This is a genomic window from Streptomyces sp. NPDC056144, assembly GCF_042264145.1.
Lineage (GTDB): Bacteria > Actinomycetota > Actinomycetes > Streptomycetales > Streptomycetaceae > Streptomyces.
Map to the genome: position 1 here is coordinate 256,124 of NZ_JBHJVF010000004.1, position 18,444 is coordinate 274,567.

Genomic DNA, 18,444 nt, shown 5'->3' on the forward strand with positions numbered 1-18,444 from the left:
GTCAAGGGTGTTACAGGTCCGACGGTTGGACGAAACGCCGTAGATTCCGCGTGCTTATCCCGGAGGTCTCAACTCGGGAAAGATGGTTGGTGAAAGTCGCATTCGATCTTGCTCCGGCAGCGGCAAGTGGACTATACCTGTCGGCGTCCAGCCAGTCGGAGTGCTCATCGGATTGCTCCGAACGGCGGACCGGCACGTGCACGACCCTCTGCAATTGACCGCGGTGGCAGGGCCCTTCGCCTGTGGCGAGACGAGTTACGGGCGACCGGCACACCGCCTGAGTCCTGAATGAAGGCGAGGACTTGAGCATGGGATCCACCTCCGCACACAACGGTGAGGGCCTCGGCCGTCGCGATCTGATCAAGCGTTCCGCTGCTCTCGGTCTGATCTCCGTACCGACGATGGGCTTCCTCTCCGCCTGCGCGAGCAGCGACAGCGGTGGCAACGGAAAGGTCGAGAAGGGCACGAAGTCCGAAAAGAACCCCCTTGGGGTGAACGAGTCGGCCGAGCTCGACTTCGTCCTCTTCGACGGCGGATTCGGACAGCAGTACGCCAAGGACGCCGTCAAGATCTACGAGGGCAATTACCCCAAGGCGAAGGTCAAGTTCACCCCGACCCAGAAGATCACCACCACGCTCCAGCCCCGCTTCAACGGCGGCACCCCGCCGGACCTCATCGACAACTCCGGTGCCGAGCAGATGGACATGGGTGTCCTCGTCGGCCAGAAGCAGCTCGCCGACCTGACCCCGCTGCTCGACGCGCCGTCGATCGACGACCCGAGCAAGAAGGTCCGCGACACCCTGCGCCCCGGCATCATCGAGATGGGCCAGTTCGACGGCGAGCAGTGCTGGATCCTCAACTACGCCTACACGGTCTACGGCGTCTGGTACTCGCAGAAGCTCCTGGACTCGCTCGACGCGAAGTACCCGGAGACCTGGGACGAGATGATCGCCCTGTGCGAGAAGGCCAAGAAGAAGAACATCGCGGCCTGGACGTACGCCGGCAAGCACCCGTACTACGTCCCCTTCTCGCTCTACCCGATGATCGCCAAGGTCGGCGGCCGTGAGGTCCTCGACGCGATCGACAACCTGGAGCCGAAGGCCTGGGAGCACCCCGCCGTCAAGGCGTGTTTCGAGGCCTACTACGAGCTCGTCAAGAAGGGGTACATCCTCAACGGCACCCCCGGCCTCGACCACATCCAGTCGCAGACCGCCTGGACCGAGGGCAAGGCGCTGTTCATCCCGAACGGCTCCTGGGTCGAGAACGAGGCCGCGAAGACCATGCCGGCCGACTTCGGTCTCGCCGTCTCCGGCCCGACGGGCCTCGACGCCTCGGACAAGATGCCCTTCGGCACCATCTGGGCCGCCGGCGGAGAGCCCTTCATCGTCCCGGCCAAGGCGAAGAACCCCGAGGGCGGCATGGAGCAGCTGCGCATCATGCTCAGCGAGGCCTCCTCCAAGAACTTCACCTCGTCGGTGAAGTCCCTGACCGCGCTCAACGGCGGCACCGACGGCATCGAGCTCTCCCCGGGTCTCAAGTCCGGTGTCGCGGCCCTGGAGAAGGCCGGGCAGAACGTCGTCAACCCGCGTCTCCAGGACTGGTACGTCGCTCTCCAGAAGGAGAAGATCGGCGTCGCCGGCCTCGGCGAGCTGATGGCCGGCCGCGCCACCCCGGCCGAGACGATCAAGAAGATCCAGAAGTTCGCCGACGAGGCGGCCCAGGACTCGAGCATCAAGCACTACAAGCACTGAGGCACTGCCGGGGCCCCTTCCCGCCGACCGGGAGCGGGCCCCGGCCCCTTGGCGCGCAGCACCGGCGGCGCGCCCGGCGCGGGACAGATCGGGGTCGGTAGGAATGCAACACGGCAAGTACCGTTTCATCGTGGGGTTCCTGGCGGCCCCCCTCGCGCTCTACGCGCTGTTCGTCATCTGGCCGTTCATCCAGTCCATCTACTACTCGCTGACGGACTGGACCGGACTGAGCCCCGAATTCCGGATGGTCGGATTCGACAACTACAGCAGGCTGCTCGACGACGAGATCTTCTGGAAGTCGCTCCAGCACAGCCTGACCTTCGCGGTGGTCCTTCCGCTGGTGACCGTCGGAATAGCGCTGTTCTTCGCGTTCATGCTGAATGTCGGCGGTCGGCGCCGCAGAGGCGCTGCCATCGCGGGCGTGCGCGGATCGTCGTTTTACAAGATCGTCTATTTCTTCCCGCAGGTGCTGTCGATCGCGATCGTCGCGCTGCTCTTCCAGTTCGCGTACAACCCGAACAGCGGAGCCATCAATTCCGTACTGAAGGGCGTCGGTCTCGGCAGTATTCAGCCGGACTGGCTCGGTGATCCGGATCTCGCCCTCATCTGCGTGATGGTGGTCCTCGTCTGGTCCACGGTCGGATTCTTCGTCGTCCTGTTCTCGGCCGGCATGGCGTCCATTCCGCGGGACTTCTACGAGGCGGCGCTGCTCGACGGCGCCAACCGGTTCACGACCTTCTTCAAGATCACGCTGCCGCTGCTCTGGGACACGGTGCAGTCCGGCTGGATCTACATGGGCATCCTCGCGCTCGGCGCGGAGTCCTTCGCCGTGGTCCAGATCATGACCATCGGCCCCAGCGGCGGCGGGCCCGACTACTCCACCATCGTGCTGCCGCTGTACGTGTACCAGAAGGCGTTCCGGGACGGTCAGGCCGCCTACGCAACGACCATCGGTGTCGCGCTCCTCCTCGTCACGCTGGCCTTCGCGGCCGTCGTCATGAAGCTGGGCCGGCGCGAGCGGCTGGAGTTCTGATGAAGACGACCGACACTGCCTCCACCGGCGTCGAGACCCCCGGTGCCCCGGGCGGCTCCGGCCTCACCCTGGTCAAGCCGGCCCCGTCCGAGAAGCGCCGGACGGCCAAGGCCGAGGGCGCGACCCTCAACGTCTTCTCGCACGGCGTCCTGATCATCTGGGCGATCATGGTCGTCATGCCGCTGCTCTGGGCGGTCATGACCTCCTTCAAGACCGACAAGGCGATCTTCACCTCGCCGTGGTCGTTCCCGGACACGCTGCACTTCGAGAACTGGTCGCGCGCCTGGACCGAGGCGCACATGAGCGACTACTTCCTGAACACGATCGTGGTGGTCGGCGGCTCGCTCATCGGGACCCTGCTGTTCGGCTCGATGGCGGCGTACGTGCTCGCCCGCTTCGACTTCCCCGGGAACCGCTTCCTCTACTTCCTCTTCATCGGAGGAATGAGCTTCCCGATCATCCTGGCGCTCGTGCCGCTCTTCTACGTCATGCAGAACATGGCCCTGCTGAACACCCAGCACGGCCTGATCCTGGTCTACATCGCGTACTCGCTGCCGTTCACCGTCTTCTTCCTCACGGCCTTCTTCCGCACCCTGCCCACCTCGGTGGCGGAGGCGGCCTTCGTGGACGGCGCCTCGCACACCCGGACGTTCTTCCAGGTCATGCTGCCGATGGCGAAGCCGGGCCTGATCAGCGTCGGGATCTTCAACTTCCTCGGCCAGTGGAACCAGTACCTGCTGCCGACCGTGCTCAACACCGAGCCGGAGAAGAAGGTGCTCTCGCAGGGGCTCGTGCAGCTGGCCGTCAGCCAGGGGTACAAGGGCGACTGGTCGGGGCTCTTCGCCGGTCTGGTGATGGCGATGCTCCCGGTCCTCGCCGCGTACGTGATCTTCCAGCGTCAGGTGGTGGCCGGCCTCACCGCCGGAGCCGTGAAGTAGAGCCGTCTTTTCTCCGCGAGTTTTCTCCGCGAGGGCCCCGGAGCAGCACGCGCCGGGGCCCTCGCGCATGCCCAACCGCACCGTTCCGTGCCATGTGACACTCGCCGTCGGCCTCGCGAGGTCTTGACGGGGGCTTCACCGAAAGCGTCCCCTTAGAGTTCACATGTTGGAGAAATCGGTGGGAGTGAGTGGGTCGATGGAGACTCCGGGGTCGCAGACGTCGCTGCACAGGGCCAATCTCGAACGGGTCGTCCGCGCGGTGCGGATGGCCGGATCGCTGACCCAGGCGGAGATCGCGCGCGCGACGGGCCTGTCCGCCGCGACGGTCTCCAACATCGTCCGGGAGCTGAAGGACGGCGGCACCGTCGAGGTCACCCCCACTTCCGCGGGCGGCCGCAGGGCCCGCAGCGTCTCGCTCTCCGGGGACGCCGGCGTCGTGATCGGCGTCGACTTCGGCCACACCCACCTGCGGGTCGCCGTGGGCAACCTCGCCCACCAGGTCCTCGCCGAGGAGGCCGAGCCGCTCGACGTGGACGCCTCCGCAGCGGACGGCTTCGACCGGGCGGAACAGCTGGTCAACCGGCTGATCGGGGCCACCGGGGTCGGCCGCGACAAGGTCATCGGCGTCGGTCTCGGCGTACCGGGACCGATCGACGTCTCCTCCGGGACGCTCGGCTCGACCTCGATCCTGCCGGGATGGAGCGGCATCAACCCGGCCGAGGAGCTCGCCGGCCGGCTCGGCGTCCCCGTGCACGTCGACAACGACGCCAATCTGGGCGCGCTGGGCGAGCTGGTCTGGGGCAGCGGCCGGGGCGTCAAGGATCTCGCGTACATCAAGGTGGCCAGCGGCGTCGGCGCCGGTCTGGTGATCGACGGCCGGGTCTACCGGGGCCCGGGGGGCACGGCGGGCGAGATCGGGCACATCACCCTGGACGAGTCGGGTCCCGTCTGCCGCTGCGGGAACCGCGGCTGCCTGGAGACCTTCACCGCCGCGCGGTACGTGCTGCCGCTCCTCCAGCCCAGCCACGGACCGGATCTGACGATGGAAAAGGTCGTGCAGCTGGCCAGGGGCGGGGACCCCGGCTGTCGCCGGGTCATCGCCGATGTCGGGCGGCACATCGGCAGCGGCATCGCCAACCTCTGCAACCTCCTGAACCCCAGCCGTGTCGTGCTCGGCGGGGACATCGCCGAGGCGGGCGAGCTGCTCCTCGCGCCCATCCGGGACTCCGTCTCGCGGTACGCGATCCCCAGCGCGGCCCGCCGGCTCTCGCTGGTGCAGGGGGCGCTCGGCCAGCGGGCCGAGGTGCTCGGCGCGTTGGCCCTCGTCCTCAACGAGATGGGCGATTCAACCCTTTTGCAGGGCTCTGTGCACGTGCCTCCGGCCGCCGCTCCGGCCTCGACGCTTGCCTTCACTTAGAGAACGCACAACGTCGTTGCCATCTCGTTAATAATTTACTTCTTGACGACAGCGTCGCCGCCGAGTTGACTCAAGCCACCTCGGCCGCACCGTCGCGGCCTCGTCAGGGAGGCAACCCCACATGAACGCAGTGACTCGTCGTGCCGTCATAGCCACGGCCGCGGTCTCGATGGCCCTTTCCCTCGCCGCCTGCGGCCAGGCCGGCGGCGACGACAGCGCCGACAAGGGCAGCTCGACGAAGATCGGTCTGCTCCTGCCGGAGAACAAGACCTCGCGCTACGAGTCCCTGGACAAGCCCCAGTTCGAGAAGGCCGTCCAGGCCGCCTGCGGCGACTGCGAGGTCGTGTACAACAACGCGGTCTCCGACGTCGTCAAGCAGAAGCAGCAGTTCGACCAGCTCATCGCCGACGGCGTCAAGGTCATCGCCCTCGACCCGGTGGACGCCGAGAAGGCCGCCGGCTGGGTCAAGGACGCCAAGGCCAAGGGCGTCAAGGTCGTCGCGTACGACCGTGCCGTCGCCGGTGCCGACGCCTACGTCAGCCACGACAACAACAAGGTCGGCGAGCTCCAGGGCCAGGCCCTCCTCGCGGCCCTCGGCCCGAAGGCCGCCACCGCCAACGTCGTGATGATCAACGGCGACGAGAAGGACCCGAACGCCGGGCTCTTCAAGAAGGGCGCCCACACCGCCCTCGACGGCAAGGTCGGCAAGATCGCCTTCGAGGCCTCCGGCGAGTGGGACCCGAAGGTCGCCGGCGAGAAGATGTCCGCCGCGATCTCCTCGGTCGGCAAGGACAAGATCAACGCCGTCTACTCCGCCAACGACGGCATGGCCGGCGGCATCATCACCTCCCTGGAGAACGCCGGCGTCAAGAACGTCCCGGTCGGTGGCCAGGACGCGGAGGCCGCGGGCATCCAGCGCATCATCGCGGGCTCGCAGACCTTCACGATCTACAAGTCCCCGCTCCAGCTGGCCCCCGAGGCCGCGAAGTTCGCGGTCAACCTGCTGAAGGGCAAGGAGCTCGGCGCCCAGGGCGCGACCGACGGCGTGCCGTCGACGCTCTTCGCGCCGGTCGTGGTCGACAAGACCAACATCCAGTCCACGGTCGTCAAGGACGGCATCTACCGCGCGTCCGAGATCTGCGCCGCGGACCTCGCCGCCAAGTGCGCCGAGCTGGGCATCAAGTAACACGGCATCACCCCTCAGGTGACGGAACCCCGCCCCGCCCCTCGTACAAGAGGTGAAGGCCCGAAAGGGCGAGGCTGACCGTCCCCACCCGCGCCGTCCGGCTCCCGGCCGACCCAACCCCGCTGTCGGGCCGGGAGCCGGACGTGCAAGCCCCCCCAGAGATTTCCGGCTCCGCCCCGCGCGGCGGCGCCGAGCCCGCCGCCGTACCGGTGGCGAAGGAGTTGGTTCACGTGTCCCAGACGCCCGTGCTGGCGTTGCGCGGGATCTTCAAGCGGTTCGGAGCGGTTCAGGTCCTCTCCGGGGTCGATCTCGAAGTCCACGCAGGAGAGGTCGTCGCGCTCGTCGGCGACAACGGAGCGGGCAAGTCGACGCTCGTCAAGACGATCGCCGGCGTGCACCCCATCGACGAGGGCGCCATCGAGTGGGAGGGCGAGCGGGTCGAGATCAACCGCCCGCACGACTCCCAGAACCTGGGCGTCGCGACCGTCTACCAGGACCTCGCGCTCTGCGACAACCTCGACGTCGTCGCCAACCTGTTCCTCGGCCGCGAGATCAAGAAGGGCGGCGTCCTCGACGAGGTCGCCATGGAGAAGCGGGCCAAGGACCTCCTCTCCACCCTCTCCATCCGCATCCCCAGCGTCCGCATCCCCGTCGCCGCCCTCTCCGGCGGCCAGCGGCAGGTCGTCGCCATCGCGCGCGCCCTCGTCGGCAACCCCAAGATCGTGATCCTGGACGAGCCGACCGCCGCCCTCGGCGTGGAGCAGACCGCGCAGGTCCTCGACCTCGTCGAGCGCCTCCGCGAGCAGGGCCTCGGCGTGATCCTCATCAGCCACAACATGGCCGACGTGAAGGCCGTCGCCGACACCGTCGCCGTGCTGCGCCTCGGCCGGAACAACGGCACCTTCCCGGTGGCCACCACCACCCACGAAGAGATCATCGCCGCGATCACCGGCGCCACGGACAACGCGGTGACCCGCCGCCAGGCCCGCAACGCGGAGGCAGCCCAGTGAGCACCACGCCCCGTACCTCCGAGGACACCGTGCCCGAGCCCCGTACGAGCGTGGAGACCGGCGCCGCCGCGATCCCCGCCGTCGACCCCCGTCTCCTCGTCCGCCAGCAGGGCGTCAAGGGGTACGTGGACGAGTTCGCGCGCAAGATCCGCTCGGGCGACATCGGCTCGCTGCCCGTCGTCGTCGGCCTGCTCGTCATCGGGATCGTCTTCCAGGCGCTGACCGGCAACTTCATCACCTCGTACAACCTCGACCAGATCACGCTGTACGCGGTCGGCCCCGGCATCATGGCCGTCGGCATCGTCTTCGTCCTGCTGCTCGGCGAGATCGACCTCGCGGTCGGCTCCGTCGCCGGCCTCGCGGGCGCGGTCTGGGGTGTTCTCGGCACGGACATGCCGGACGGCCTCGCGATCCTCCTCGGCATCCTCTCCGGCACCCTGATCGGCGCCTTCCACGGCCTGGTCTTCGCCAAGATCGGCGTCCCCGCCTTCGTCGTCACCCTCGCCGGCTTCCTCGGCTGGGCCGGTCTGCAGACCTGGGTGATGGGGGAGCGGTCCACCATCCCCACCCCGATCGGCAGCTTCGTCGGCGACCTCACGAAGTACTACTTCTCCGACGTCGCCGCCGCCTACGGCCTCGCGATCGCCGTCATCGCCGCGTTCTACCTGGCCCAGCTGCGCGACTCCCGCCGCCGCAAGGCCGCCGAGCTCCCGCACCGCCCGCAGAGCGAGATCCTGCTGCGCACCGGCGTCCTCGCCGTCCTGGTCCTCGTCGCCGCCTACGGCTTCAACCAGGAGCAGGGCCTCCCGCTCTCGCTCGTCATCTTCCTGGGCATCCTGCTCGTCACCGACTTCGTCCTGCGCCGCACCACGTACGGCCGCCAGGTCTTCGCGGTCGGCGGCGGCATCGAGGCCGCCCGGCGCGCCGGCATCAACGTCTCCTGGATCCGGATCTCGGTCTTCATGATCTCCGGCACCATGGGCGCGATCGGCGGCCTCTTCCTCGCCTCCGCGACCGGCGGCGCCGACCGCTCCCTCGGCGGCGGCAACCAGCTGATGATGTGCATCGCGGCCGCGGTCATCGGCGGTACGTCCCTGTTCGGCGGACGCGGCAAGGTATGGTCGGCGCTCCTCGGCATCCTGGTGATCCAGTCGATCGTCCAGGGCCTCAACCAGATGAACCTGTCCTCGAACGCGATCCAGTACATGATCACCGGAGCGGTCCTGCTCATCGCCGTGATCATCGACTCGGTCTCGCGCCGCACGCAGAAGTCGGCGGGACGCGCCTAGCGCGCGTAAGAACCGTCACACCGCCCGGCCCGGGGAAACCCGGGCCGGGCTCCCGTGCGTCAAGAGACAGAAGGACCGTACAGATCAGCGTGGTGTCCGCCGTACGGGTGATGCCTCACCCCCTGACCGGATGCCCGCGATCCAAGACGGAACATTAGACTCGACAAACCGGCAAGCTCGACCAGCTCAAACGCAAGGAGGAACGGGTGGCTCTGCTGACCCGTATCAGGGGACCGCGAGATCTGGACCGGCTCTCCCCGGAGCAGCTGGACCAGCTGGCCGACGAGATCAGGACGTTCCTCGTGGACGCCGTCTCGAAGACCGGCGGACACCTCGGCCCCAACCTCGGCGTGGTCGAGCTGACCATCGCCCTGCACCGCGTGTTCGACTCCCCGAAGGACAAGGTCCTCTGGGACACCGGCCACCAGAGCTACGTCCACAAGCTCCTCACCGGCCGCCAGGACTTCTCGAAGCTCAAGATGAAGGGCGGCCTCTCCGGCTACCCCTCGCAGGCCGAGTCCGAGCACGACGTCATCGAGAACTCGCACGCCTCCACGGTCCTCGGCTGGGCCGACGGCCTCGCCAAGGCCAACGAGGTCCTGAAGAAGGACGACCACGTCGTCGCCGTCATCGGCGACGGGGCCCTCACGGGCGGCATGGCCTGGGAGGCGCTGAACAACATCGCCGCCGCGAAGGACCGCCCGCTCGTCATCGTCGTCAACGACAACGAGCGCTCCTACGCGCCCACCATCGGCGGCCTCGCCAACCACCTGGCCACCCTGCGCACCACCGACGGCTACGAGCGCTTCCTCGCCCGCGGCAAGGACATCCTGGAGCGCACCCCCGTCGTCGGGAAGCCGCTGTACGAGACCCTGCACGGCGCCAAGAAGGGCCTCAAGGACTTCATCGCCCCCCAGGGCATGTTCGAGGACCTCGGCCTCAAGTACGTCGGCCCCATCGACGGCCACGACATCGAGGCCCTGGAGTCCGCGCTGACCCGCGCCAAGCGCTTCGGCGGCCCGGTCATCGTGCACTGCCTCACCGAGAAGGGCCGCGGCTACCAGCCCGCGCTCCAGGACGAGGCCGACCGCTTCCACGCCGTCGGCAAGATCCACCCGGACACCGGCCTGCCCATCTCCTCCTCCGGAGCCGACTGGACCGGCGTCTTCGCCGACGAGATGGTCGCGCTCGGCAAGGAGCGCGAGGACATCGTCGCCATCACGGCGGCCATGCTCCAGCCCGTCGGCCTCGACAAGTTCGCCAAGGCCTACCCCGAGCGGGTCTACGACGTCGGCATCGCCGAGCAGCACGCCGCGGTCTCCGCGGCCGGCCTCGCCACCGGCGGCCTCCACCCGGTCTTCGCGGTCTACGCGACCTTCCTCAACCGCGCCTTCGACCAGGTCCTGATGGACGTGGCCCTGCACAAGTGCGGTGTCACCTTCGTCCTGGACCGGGCCGGCGTCACCGGCACCGACGGCGCCTCCCACAACGGCATGTGGGACATGTCGATCCTCCAGGTCGTCCCCGGCCTGCGGCTCGCCGCCCCGCGCGATGCCGACCAGGTCCGCGCCCAGCTGCGCGAGGCCGTCGAGGTCACCGACGCCCCGACCGTCGTCCGCTTCTCCAAGGGCGCCGTCGGCCCCGCCGTACCGGCCCTGCGCCGCGTCGGCGGCATGGACGTGCTCCGCGAGCCCGGCACCGACCGGCCGGACGTCCTCCTGGTCTCCGTGGGCGCGCTCGCGCCCATGTGCCTGGAGATCGCCGACCTCCTCGACAAGCAGGGCATCTCCACCACCGTCGTCGACCCCCGCTGGGTCAAGCCGGTGGACGAGGCCCTCGCCCCGCTCGCCGAGCTGCACCGGGTCGTCGTCACCGTCGAGGACAACAGCCGCGTCGGCGGTGTCGGCTCGGCCGTCTCGCAGGCCCTGCGCGACGCCGGTGTCGACGTACCGCTGCGTGACTTCGGCATCCCGCCGCGCTTCCTCGACCACGCCTCGCGCGCCGAGGTCATGGCCGAGATCGGGCTGACCGCGCCGGACATCGCGCGCCAGGTCACCGGCCTGGTCTCGCGTCTCGACGGCCGTTTCGAGAGCACCCCGCAGGCCGTGGAACCGGCCCGCGACTGACGGAACACCGTCACCCTGCGTCACCTTGGGGCCGGTCGGCTCACTCTTCGGAGTGTCGACCGGCCCTTTCGCGTGCATTCTGGCTGTAGAGCGGGCAGCTCCTTGTCCAAGGAGGTACGACCGTGAGTACGGACCAGCAGTCACGCGACCGGGGGCCGCGAGCCAACTCCGGCATGTTCCGGACCAAGTCGGTCGAGCAGTCGATCCGCGACACCGAGGAACCCGAGCACGCGCTCCGGAAATCCCTGTCGGCCTGGGATCTGACCGTCTTCGGCGTCGGCGTGATCATCGGCACCGGCATCTTCGTCCTGACGGGCAAGGTCGCGAAGGAGAACGCGGGACCGGCCACGGCCCTCGCCTTCGTCGCCGCCGGCATCGTCTGCGCCCTCGCCGCCCTCTGCTACGCCGAGTTCGCCTCGACCGTCCCGGTGGCGGGATCGGCGTACACCTTCGCGTACGCATCGATCGGCGAGCTGCCGGCCTGGATCATCGGCTGGGACCTCGTCCTGGAGTTCGCGCTCGGCACGGCGGTGGTCGCCGTCGGCTGGTCGGGGTACGTCCGCTCGCTGATGGACAACATCGGCTGGCATCTGCCGGCCTCGCTCGAAGGTCCCGACATTCCGGGCGGCACCTTCGACATCCTGGCGTTCCTGCTGGTCCTCGTGCTGACCGTGGTCCTCGTCCTCGGCATGAAGCTCTCCGCCCGGATCACCGCCGTCGTCGTCGCGATCAAGGTCACCGTCGTGATGATCGTGATCGTCGCCGGTCTCTTCTTCATCGTCGGCGACAACTACAAGCCGTTCATCCCGCCGGCCGTCACCCCCGAGGGCGGCGGCTCCAACTGGGACTCCCCGCTCGTCCAGCTCCTCTTCGGCTACGAGCCCACCAACTTCGGCGTCATGGGCATCTTCACCGCCGCCTCCATCGTCTTCTTCGCCTTCATCGGCTTCGACGTGGTCGCCACCGCCGCCGAGGAGACCAAGCTGCCGCAGCGGGACATGCCCCGGGGCATCCTCGGCTCGCTCCTCATCTGCACCGTGCTGTACGTGGCGGTGGCCCTGGTCGTCACGGGCATGCAGCACTACACGGAGCTGTCGGTGAGCGCCCCCCTCGCCGACGCCTTCAAGGCCGCGGGCCATCCGTTCTACGCGGGCGTGATCAGCTTCGGTGCCGCCGTCGGTCTCACCACCGTCTGTCTGATCCTGCTCCTCGGCCAGACCCGCGTCTTCTTCGCGATGAGCCGCGACGGCCTGCTGCCCCGCTTCTTCTCCGTCACGCACCCGAAGTACAAGACGCCCTACCGCCCGACGATCCTCCTGGGCGTGATCATCGCCGTCGTCGCCGGCTTCACCAGCATCAACGAGCTGGCGACCCTGGTGAACATCGGCACGCTCTTCGCCTTCGTCATCGTCGCCGTCGGCGTCATGGTCCTCCGCCGCACCCGCCCCGACCTCCCCCGCGCCTTCCGCACCCCCTGGGTGCCCGTCCTCCCGATCATCTCCATCGCCGCCTCGTTCTGGCTCATGCTCAACCTCCCCGGCGAGACCTGGTTCCGCTTCGCCGTGTGGATGGTCATCGGCATCGTCGTCTACTTCCTCTACGGCCGGAGCCACAGCAGACTCGGGCTCCGCCAGCAGGGCCGGGACGCTCCCTAGGGGACGCCTGACCCCTGTCCGGAGGAACGGGACGGGCGACTACAGTCAGGGCGTACCCGAACTTGCTCCTGACGACCGGAGTGCTGGATCCCTCATGGCGAATCGATCCCAGGCCCCCACGACCCGTACCCACGGTTCCTCGCCGACCCTCCTGGGCGGCTGGATCACCCGCGGGGAGGAGGGACGCTTCAGCGTCTACCTCCCCCGGGACGGTCAGGTGGTGCGCTGGACCGAGTCGACCGGCGGCGACTGGACCGGGCCCGTCTCCTTCGACGGCGGCGGCCTCGCACCGTTCCTCGCCGTGGGGCAGGGAGCCGACCGGTACGTCCACCTCGTCGGCCTGCGCCCCACCAACACCGGCGAGGGCCACGTCGAACTGGTGCACACCATCCAGTTCCAGACCGGCCGCCCGGCCGCCGCCTGGCGCTCCATCGGGCACTCCAACGGCAAGGCCGCCTGGACGGGCAACCCCGCCGTCGCCGTGGACGCCCAGGGCCGCGCCCACGTCTTCGTGCGCAACGGCGGCGGCGGCGTCAGCTGCCGCGCCCAGAAGGACGCGGGCGGCTGGCACCCCTGGTGGGACCTGCACGGCTGGGGCAGCGACCCGTCCCCGGCCGCCGCGACCAACGGCAAGGGCCTCGTCGAGCTCTACACCGCCACCGACAAGGGCCTCCTGCGGTACGTCCAGGAGGAGCCCGGCGGCCGCCCCGTCCGTCAGGACGTGCTGCCCGCCGAGGTCACCTTCGACACCCTCGCGACCGTCACCGGCCCCTCCGGGCACGTGACGCTCTTCTACCGCGACAAGGACGGCAAGCTCGTCGCCTGGTCCCCGGGCCGGGACCTGGAGCCCACCGCCCTCGCCGACGCGGCCGGCACCGGCCCCATCGCGGCGACCCGCTGCCTGATCGACGGCTACGACTGCACGGTCCTCACCCAGCGCGCCGAGAGCGGCCGCCTCGCGATCGCCGCCTACCCGAGCGAGCAGGAGGACGCAGGGGTCGAGTGGTCGGAGACCGGCGTCCCGCACGAGGAGATGGACACCGTCCTCACCCGCGACCTCGACGGCAAGCTCGTCGCCGCCTCCCTCGTCGACGGCTCCCGGGTCCTCGTCACCCGTCAGAAGACCGGCGCCGAGGGCCTCCTCCTCGAAAGCTGGCGCTCCATAGGGTGACGCCCGCCCCGCCCGCCCCGCCCCCCGCCCGTACGCGAACGGCCCCGGCACCTGAAGAGGTGCCGGGGCCGTACACGTACGCCCTGAGGGGTGGTTACGCCGGGACGCTCGCCAGGCCCTGGGCCAGGAAACGCTTGCCGTTGACGCGCTCGGAGACGCCCTCGCGGTCCAGGTACGGCGTGATGCCGCCCAGGTGGAAGGGCCAGCCCGCGCCCGTGATCAGGCAGAGGTCGATGTCCTGCGCCTCGGCGACGACACCCTCCTCCAGCATCAGGCCGATCTCCTGCGCCACCGCGTCGAGGACGCGGTCGCGGACCTGCTCCTCGGTCAGGACGGAGTCGCCCTGGACGAGCAGCGCGGCGACCTCGGGGTCGAGCTCCGGCTTGAAGCCGTTCTCCGGCTTGTAGACGTAGAAGCCGCGCTTGCCAGCCTCGACGACCGCCTTCAGGTTGGGGGAGACCGTGAAGCGGTCCGGGAAGGCGCGGTTCAGGGTCTCGGAGACGTGCAGACCGATGGCCGGGCCGACGAGCTCCAGGAGGACCAGCGGGGACATCGGCAGACCGAGCGGCTCGATGGCCTTCTCGGCCGTCTCGACCGAGGTGCCCTCGTCGATGACGTTCTGGATCTCGCCCATGAAGCGGGTCAGGATGCGGTTCACGACGAACGCCGGGGCGTCCTTGGTGAGGACCGCGGTCTTCTTCAGCTTCTTCGCCACGCCGAAGGCGGTGGCGAGCGAGGCGTCGTCCGTCTTCTCGCCGCGGACGATCTCCAGGAGCGGGAGGATCGCGACCGGGTTGAAGAAGTGGAAGCCGACCACGCGCTCCGGGTGCTGGAGCTTCGAGGCCATCTCGGAGACCGACAGCGAGGAGGTGTTGGTGGCGAGGATCGCGTGCGCCGGGGCGACCGCCTCGACCTCCGCGAACACCTTCTGCTTGACGGACATCTCCTCGAACACGGCCTCGATGATGAAGTCCGCGTCCGCGAAGCCCGCCGCCTTGTCCAGGACACCGGAGACCAGGCCCTTGAGGCGGTTGGCCTTGTCCTGGTTGATCCGGCCCTTGCCGAGCAGCTTCTCGATCTCGGCGTGGACGTAGCCCACGCCCTTGTCGACGCGCTCCTGGTCGATGTCGGTCAGGACGACCGGCACCTCCAGGCGGCGCAGGAAGAGCAGGGCCAGCTGGGAGGCCATCAGACCGGCGCCGACGACGCCGACCTTGGTGACCGGGCGGGCCAGCGACTTGTCCGGGGCACCGGCGGGGCGCTTGGCGCGCTTCTGCACCAGGTTGAAGGCGTAGATGCCGGAGCGGAGCTCGCCGCCCATGATCAGGTCCGCGAGGGCCTGGTCCTCGGCGTCGAAGCCCTTCTGCAGGTCCCCGTCCTTGGCGGCCTCGATGATGTCGAGGGCGCGGTAGGCGGCCGGGGCGGCGCCGTGCACCTTGGAGTCGGCGATGAGACGGCCCTTGGCGACGGCCTGGTCCCAGCCCTCGCCGCGGTCGATCTCGGGGCGCTCGACGGTGACGGAGCCGTTCAGGACGGAGGCCGTCCAGAGCAGCGACTGCTCCAGGAAGTCCGCGCCCTCGAAGATCGCGTCGGCGATGCCGAGCTCGAAGACCTGCTTGCCCTTGAGCTGGCGGTTCTGGTTGAGGCTGTTCTCGATGATGACCGAGACGGCCTTCTCGGCGCCGATCAGGTTCGGCAGGATCGCGCAGCCGCCCCAGCCGGGCACCAGGCCGAGGAAGACCTCGGGCAGCGAGAAGGCCGGGAGGGCCTTCGACACGGTGCGGTAGGTGCAGTGCAGACCGACCTCGACGCCGCCGCCCATGGCCGCGCCGTTGTAGTACGCGAAGGTCGGCACGGCGAGCGCGGACAGACGCTTGAAGACGTCGTGGCCGCCCTTGCCGATGGCGAGCGCCTCGTCGTGCTTCTTCAGCAGCTCGACGCCCTTGAGGTCGGCGCCGACGGCGAAGATGAACGGCTTGCCGGTCAGGCCGACGCCGACGATCTCACCGTTGGCGGCCTCCGCCTCGACCTGGTCGATCGCCGCGTTCAGGTTGGCGAGGGACTGCGGGCCGAAGGTGGTCGGCTTGGTGTGGTCGAAGCCGTTGTCCAGCGTGATGAGCGCGAAGCGGCCCACCCCGGCGGGCAGCTCGAAGTGACGGACGTGGGCGCTGGTGACGACCTCGTCGGGGAAGAGCTCGGCGGCGCCCTTCAGAAGCTCGGCGGTGGTGCTCACTTGCCCTCCCAGTGGGGGTTCTCCCAGATGACCGTCGCGCCCATGCCGAAGCCGACGCACATGGTGTTGAGGCCGTAGCGGACCTGCGGGTTCTCCTCGAACTGGCGGGCCAGCTGCGTCATGAGACGGACGCCGGAGGAGGCCAGCGGGTGGCCGTACGCGATGGCGCCGCCGTACTGGTTGACGCGGGCGTCGTCGTCGGCGATGCCGTAGTGCTCCAGGAACGCGAGGACCTGGACGGCGAAGGCCTCGTTGATCTCGAAGAGACCGATGTCCTCGATGGACAGGCCCGCCTTGGCGAGGGCCTTCTCCGTCGCCGGGATCGGGCCGTAGCCCATGACCTCGGGCTCGACGCCGGCGAAGGCGTACGAGACGAGACGCATCTTGACGGGGAGGTCGTGCTCCCGCGCGAAGTCCTCGGAGGCGATGATCGAGGCGGTGGCGCCGTCGTTGAGACCGGCCGCGTTGCCCGCGGTGACGTTGCCGTGGACGCGGAACGGCGTCTTCAGGCCGGTCAGCGACTCCAGGGTCGTGCCCGGGCGCATCGGCTCGTCGGCGGTGACCAGGCCCCAGCCGGTCTCACCGGTGGAGGCGTCGGTACGGCGGACGGAGATCGGCACCAGGTCGGGCTGGATCTTGTTGTCCGCGTAGGCCTTGGCGGCCTTCTCCTGCGAGCGCACGGCGTACTCGTCGGCGCGCTGCTTGGTGATGCTCGGGTAGCGGTCGTGCAGGTTCTCGGCGGTCATGCCCATGAAGAGGGCGGACTCGTCGACCAGCTTCTCGCTGACGAAGCGCGGGTTCGGGTCGACGCCCTCGCCCATGGGGTGACGGCCCATGTGCTCGACACCACCGGCGATGACGGCGTCGTACGCGCCGAAGGCGATGGAACCGGCGACGGACGTGACGGCGGTGAGGGCACCGGCGCACATGCGGTCGATGGAGTAGCCCGGCACGGACTGCGGCAGGCCCGCGAGGATGCCGGCGGTGCGGCCGAGGGTCAGGCCCTGGTCGCCGATCTGGGTGGTCGCGGCGATGGCGACCTCGTCGATCTGGGCGGGGTCGAGGCCGGGGTTGCGGCGCAGCAGCTCCCGGATGGCCTTGACGACGAGGTCGTCGGCGCGGGTCTCGTGGTAGATGCCCTTCGGGCCCGCCTTGCCGAACGGGGTGCGGACGCCGTCGACGAAGACGACGTCCCTGACGGTACGAGGCACGATGGCTCTCCTCCAGGGTGCGGGATGGCACTGCTGCGTCGGCCCACGCCTAAGCGTGCGCTTGCTTCCTCCATGCTACTTGCGGGTAACCGGGCTGCCCAGTCCCTGAGGGCCAAGCGGCGAAGGTCACATCCGCGCGCCCCCGGTGCGCCCCTCCGATCGGAGGGTCCCGCAACCCCGATGGACCCGGACCGGCGGCCGTCCCGTGGCGCCCGTTCGTGGGCGGACGGAGTCTGGCCGGGCCGGGGCGCAGGGCTCCGGCCCCCCACACGCACAGAACGGATTCCCCATGGCGAAGATCATCACCACCGACCACTGGGTCTGGCACAGGTCCACCGTCCCCGCGAACGAGGACGAAGAGGTCGAGCTCTTCGTACGGGAGAGGAACGGCACGCCCCCCGGGCAGAAGCGCAAGCCGGTCCTCATGCTCCACGGCCGGAGCGTCCCGACGCTCCCCGGCTTCGACCTCCGGTACAAGGACTACAGCTGGTCCGGGGCGCTGGCGCAGGCCGGCTACGACGTCTTCATGATGGACCTCCAGGGCTCCGGCCTCTCGGCCCGGCCCATGATGAACGACCCGCGCAACGTCAACCCCGCCCAGCAGCCTCTGCTGACGCCGAGGCCGCCGGGATTCACCTCGGGCCAGCCGAACTACCCGTACCAGCTGAACACCTCGTACAGCGACTGGGACGAGCTGCACACCGTCGTGGAGTTCGTCCGCGAGCTGTGCGAGGCGGACAAGGTCGCCTTCGTCGGCTGGTCCGCCGCCGCGTTCTGGATGGGGCCGTACGCGGTCAAGAACCCCGGCAAGGTCGAGAGCCTGTTCCTGCTGGCGCCGATCTTCCCCGCCAAGGGCAGCTCGACTCCGCCGGCCACGCTGCCGGTGTCGGGATTCCCGACCAACCTGAGCACGAAGGCCGGACTGTCCTCCCCGGCCGGCTGGGGCGGCGAGCTGCACTGCGAGGGTCAGCGTGAGGACGGCATCGTCGACGTGGTCTGGGACGCGCTGCTGAAGAGCGACCCGGTCGGCAGCGTCTGGGGAGGCATCGACGGGCTCAGCCGGTTCAGGAGCTTCACCCGGTGGGGGTGGAACGAGACCACGGCGAAGCAAGACGGGGTGCTCGGCGGAAGCGTGCCCGTGCTGCTCGTGTACGGGGAGTACGACAAGCAGGCGAACACGGTACCGGCCAACCCCAATCCCGAACTCAACTTCTCCGTCCCGGCGCTCTACAACGCCGTCACGGGCTCCCACAAGCTGATGGTCAAGCTGGCCTGCGCGGGTCATTCCGTGCCGTGGGAGATGCAGCACGGGAACGTGCACGCGCTCTCGAAGCACTGGCTGAAGCACCTCAAGGTCGGCGGCAAGACCAACGGGATCTTCGACATGGACACCGCCGGCAACCTCAGCGCGGCGCCCTAGCGAA

General features: G+C 69.1%; 13 protein-coding genes. 11 read left to right on the plus strand and 2 right to left on the minus strand.

The features are described 5' to 3' along the window. The first annotated feature begins 308 nt into the window (after positions 1-308). The 10 genes from ngcE (at position 309) to ACFC0Z_RS15235 (ending at position 13,576) form a co-directional block, all read left to right on the plus strand. Positions 309-1,751 carry an N-acetylglucosamine/diacetylchitobiose ABC transporter substrate-binding protein gene (ngcE, locus tag ACFC0Z_RS15190; RefSeq protein WP_376437214.1) on the plus strand — a complete coding sequence of 481 codons (1,443 nt, stop codon included), beginning with the start codon at positions 309-311 and terminating at the stop codon, positions 1,749-1,751. A 103-nt stretch (positions 1,752-1,854) separates the two neighbouring features. Continuing rightward, the gene (locus ACFC0Z_RS15195) at positions 1,855-2,784 is read left to right on the plus strand and encodes a carbohydrate ABC transporter permease (protein ID WP_376437217.1); all 930 of its coding nucleotides are present in this window, start codon (positions 1,855-1,857) and stop codon (positions 2,782-2,784) included. Then, positions 2,784-3,722 carry a carbohydrate ABC transporter permease gene (locus ACFC0Z_RS15200; protein ID WP_376437220.1) on the plus strand — a complete coding sequence of 313 codons (939 nt, stop codon included), beginning with the start codon at positions 2,784-2,786 and terminating at the stop codon, positions 3,720-3,722. The genes ACFC0Z_RS15195 and ACFC0Z_RS15200 overlap by 1 nt, the downstream gene beginning before the upstream one ends. Before the next feature lie 196 nt (positions 3,723-3,918). Continuing rightward, on the plus strand, positions 3,919-5,139 hold the full coding sequence (locus ACFC0Z_RS15205) for an ROK family protein (RefSeq protein WP_376437223.1): 1,221 nt from the start codon (positions 3,919-3,921) through the stop codon (positions 5,137-5,139). 121 nt (positions 5,140-5,260) lie between these two features. Then, positions 5,261-6,325 carry a sugar ABC transporter substrate-binding protein gene (locus ACFC0Z_RS15210; RefSeq protein WP_376437226.1) on the plus strand — a complete coding sequence of 355 codons (1,065 nt, stop codon included), beginning with the start codon at positions 5,261-5,263 and terminating at the stop codon, positions 6,323-6,325. A gap of 221 nt (positions 6,326-6,546) precedes the next feature. After that, entirely contained in the window at positions 6,547-7,335 is a 789-nt protein-coding gene (locus tag ACFC0Z_RS15215) for an ATP-binding cassette domain-containing protein (protein WP_360811991.1), read from the plus strand. Continuing rightward, a complete protein-coding gene (locus ACFC0Z_RS15220) occupies positions 7,332-8,624 on the plus strand; it encodes a sugar ABC transporter permease (RefSeq protein WP_376437229.1) in 1,293 nt (430 codons plus the stop codon). The genes ACFC0Z_RS15215 and ACFC0Z_RS15220 overlap by 4 nt, the downstream gene beginning before the upstream one ends. Before the next feature lie 206 nt (positions 8,625-8,830). Further along, a complete protein-coding gene (dxs, locus tag ACFC0Z_RS15225; RefSeq protein WP_376437232.1) occupies positions 8,831-10,750 on the plus strand; it encodes a 1-deoxy-D-xylulose-5-phosphate synthase in 1,920 nt (639 codons plus the stop codon). 173 nt (positions 10,751-10,923) lie between these two features. Continuing rightward, complete coding sequence (locus ACFC0Z_RS15230; RefSeq protein ID WP_376437982.1) at positions 10,924-12,405, plus strand: amino acid permease; 1,482 nt, start codon at positions 10,924-10,926, stop codon at positions 12,403-12,405. Between the two features lie 94 nt (positions 12,406-12,499). Then, the gene (locus ACFC0Z_RS15235; protein ID WP_376437235.1) at positions 12,500-13,576 is read left to right on the plus strand and encodes a hypothetical protein; all 1,077 of its coding nucleotides are present in this window, start codon (positions 12,500-12,502) and stop codon (positions 13,574-13,576) included. 94 nt (positions 13,577-13,670) lie between these two features. Here ACFC0Z_RS15235 and ACFC0Z_RS15240 read toward each other — a convergent pair whose 3' ends face one another. Both ACFC0Z_RS15240 and ACFC0Z_RS15245 read right to left on the minus strand, forming a co-directional pair. After that, positions 13,671-15,809, minus strand: a complete 2,139-nt coding sequence (locus ACFC0Z_RS15240) for a 3-hydroxyacyl-CoA dehydrogenase NAD-binding domain-containing protein (protein ID WP_376437238.1) — start codon at positions 15,807-15,809, stop codon at positions 13,671-13,673. After that, positions 15,806-17,020, minus strand: a complete 1,215-nt coding sequence (locus tag ACFC0Z_RS15245) for a thiolase family protein (protein WP_376437241.1) — start codon at positions 17,018-17,020, stop codon at positions 15,806-15,808. The genes ACFC0Z_RS15240 and ACFC0Z_RS15245 overlap by 4 nt, the downstream gene beginning before the upstream one ends. Positions 17,021-17,309: 289 nt before the next feature. Here ACFC0Z_RS15245 and ACFC0Z_RS15250 point away from each other — a divergent pair, with 289 nt between their 5' ends. After that, the gene (locus ACFC0Z_RS15250; RefSeq protein ID WP_376437244.1) at positions 17,310-18,440 is read left to right on the plus strand and encodes an alpha/beta hydrolase; all 1,131 of its coding nucleotides are present in this window, start codon (positions 17,310-17,312) and stop codon (positions 18,438-18,440) included. The last annotated feature ends 4 nt before the right edge of the window (positions 18,441-18,444 follow it).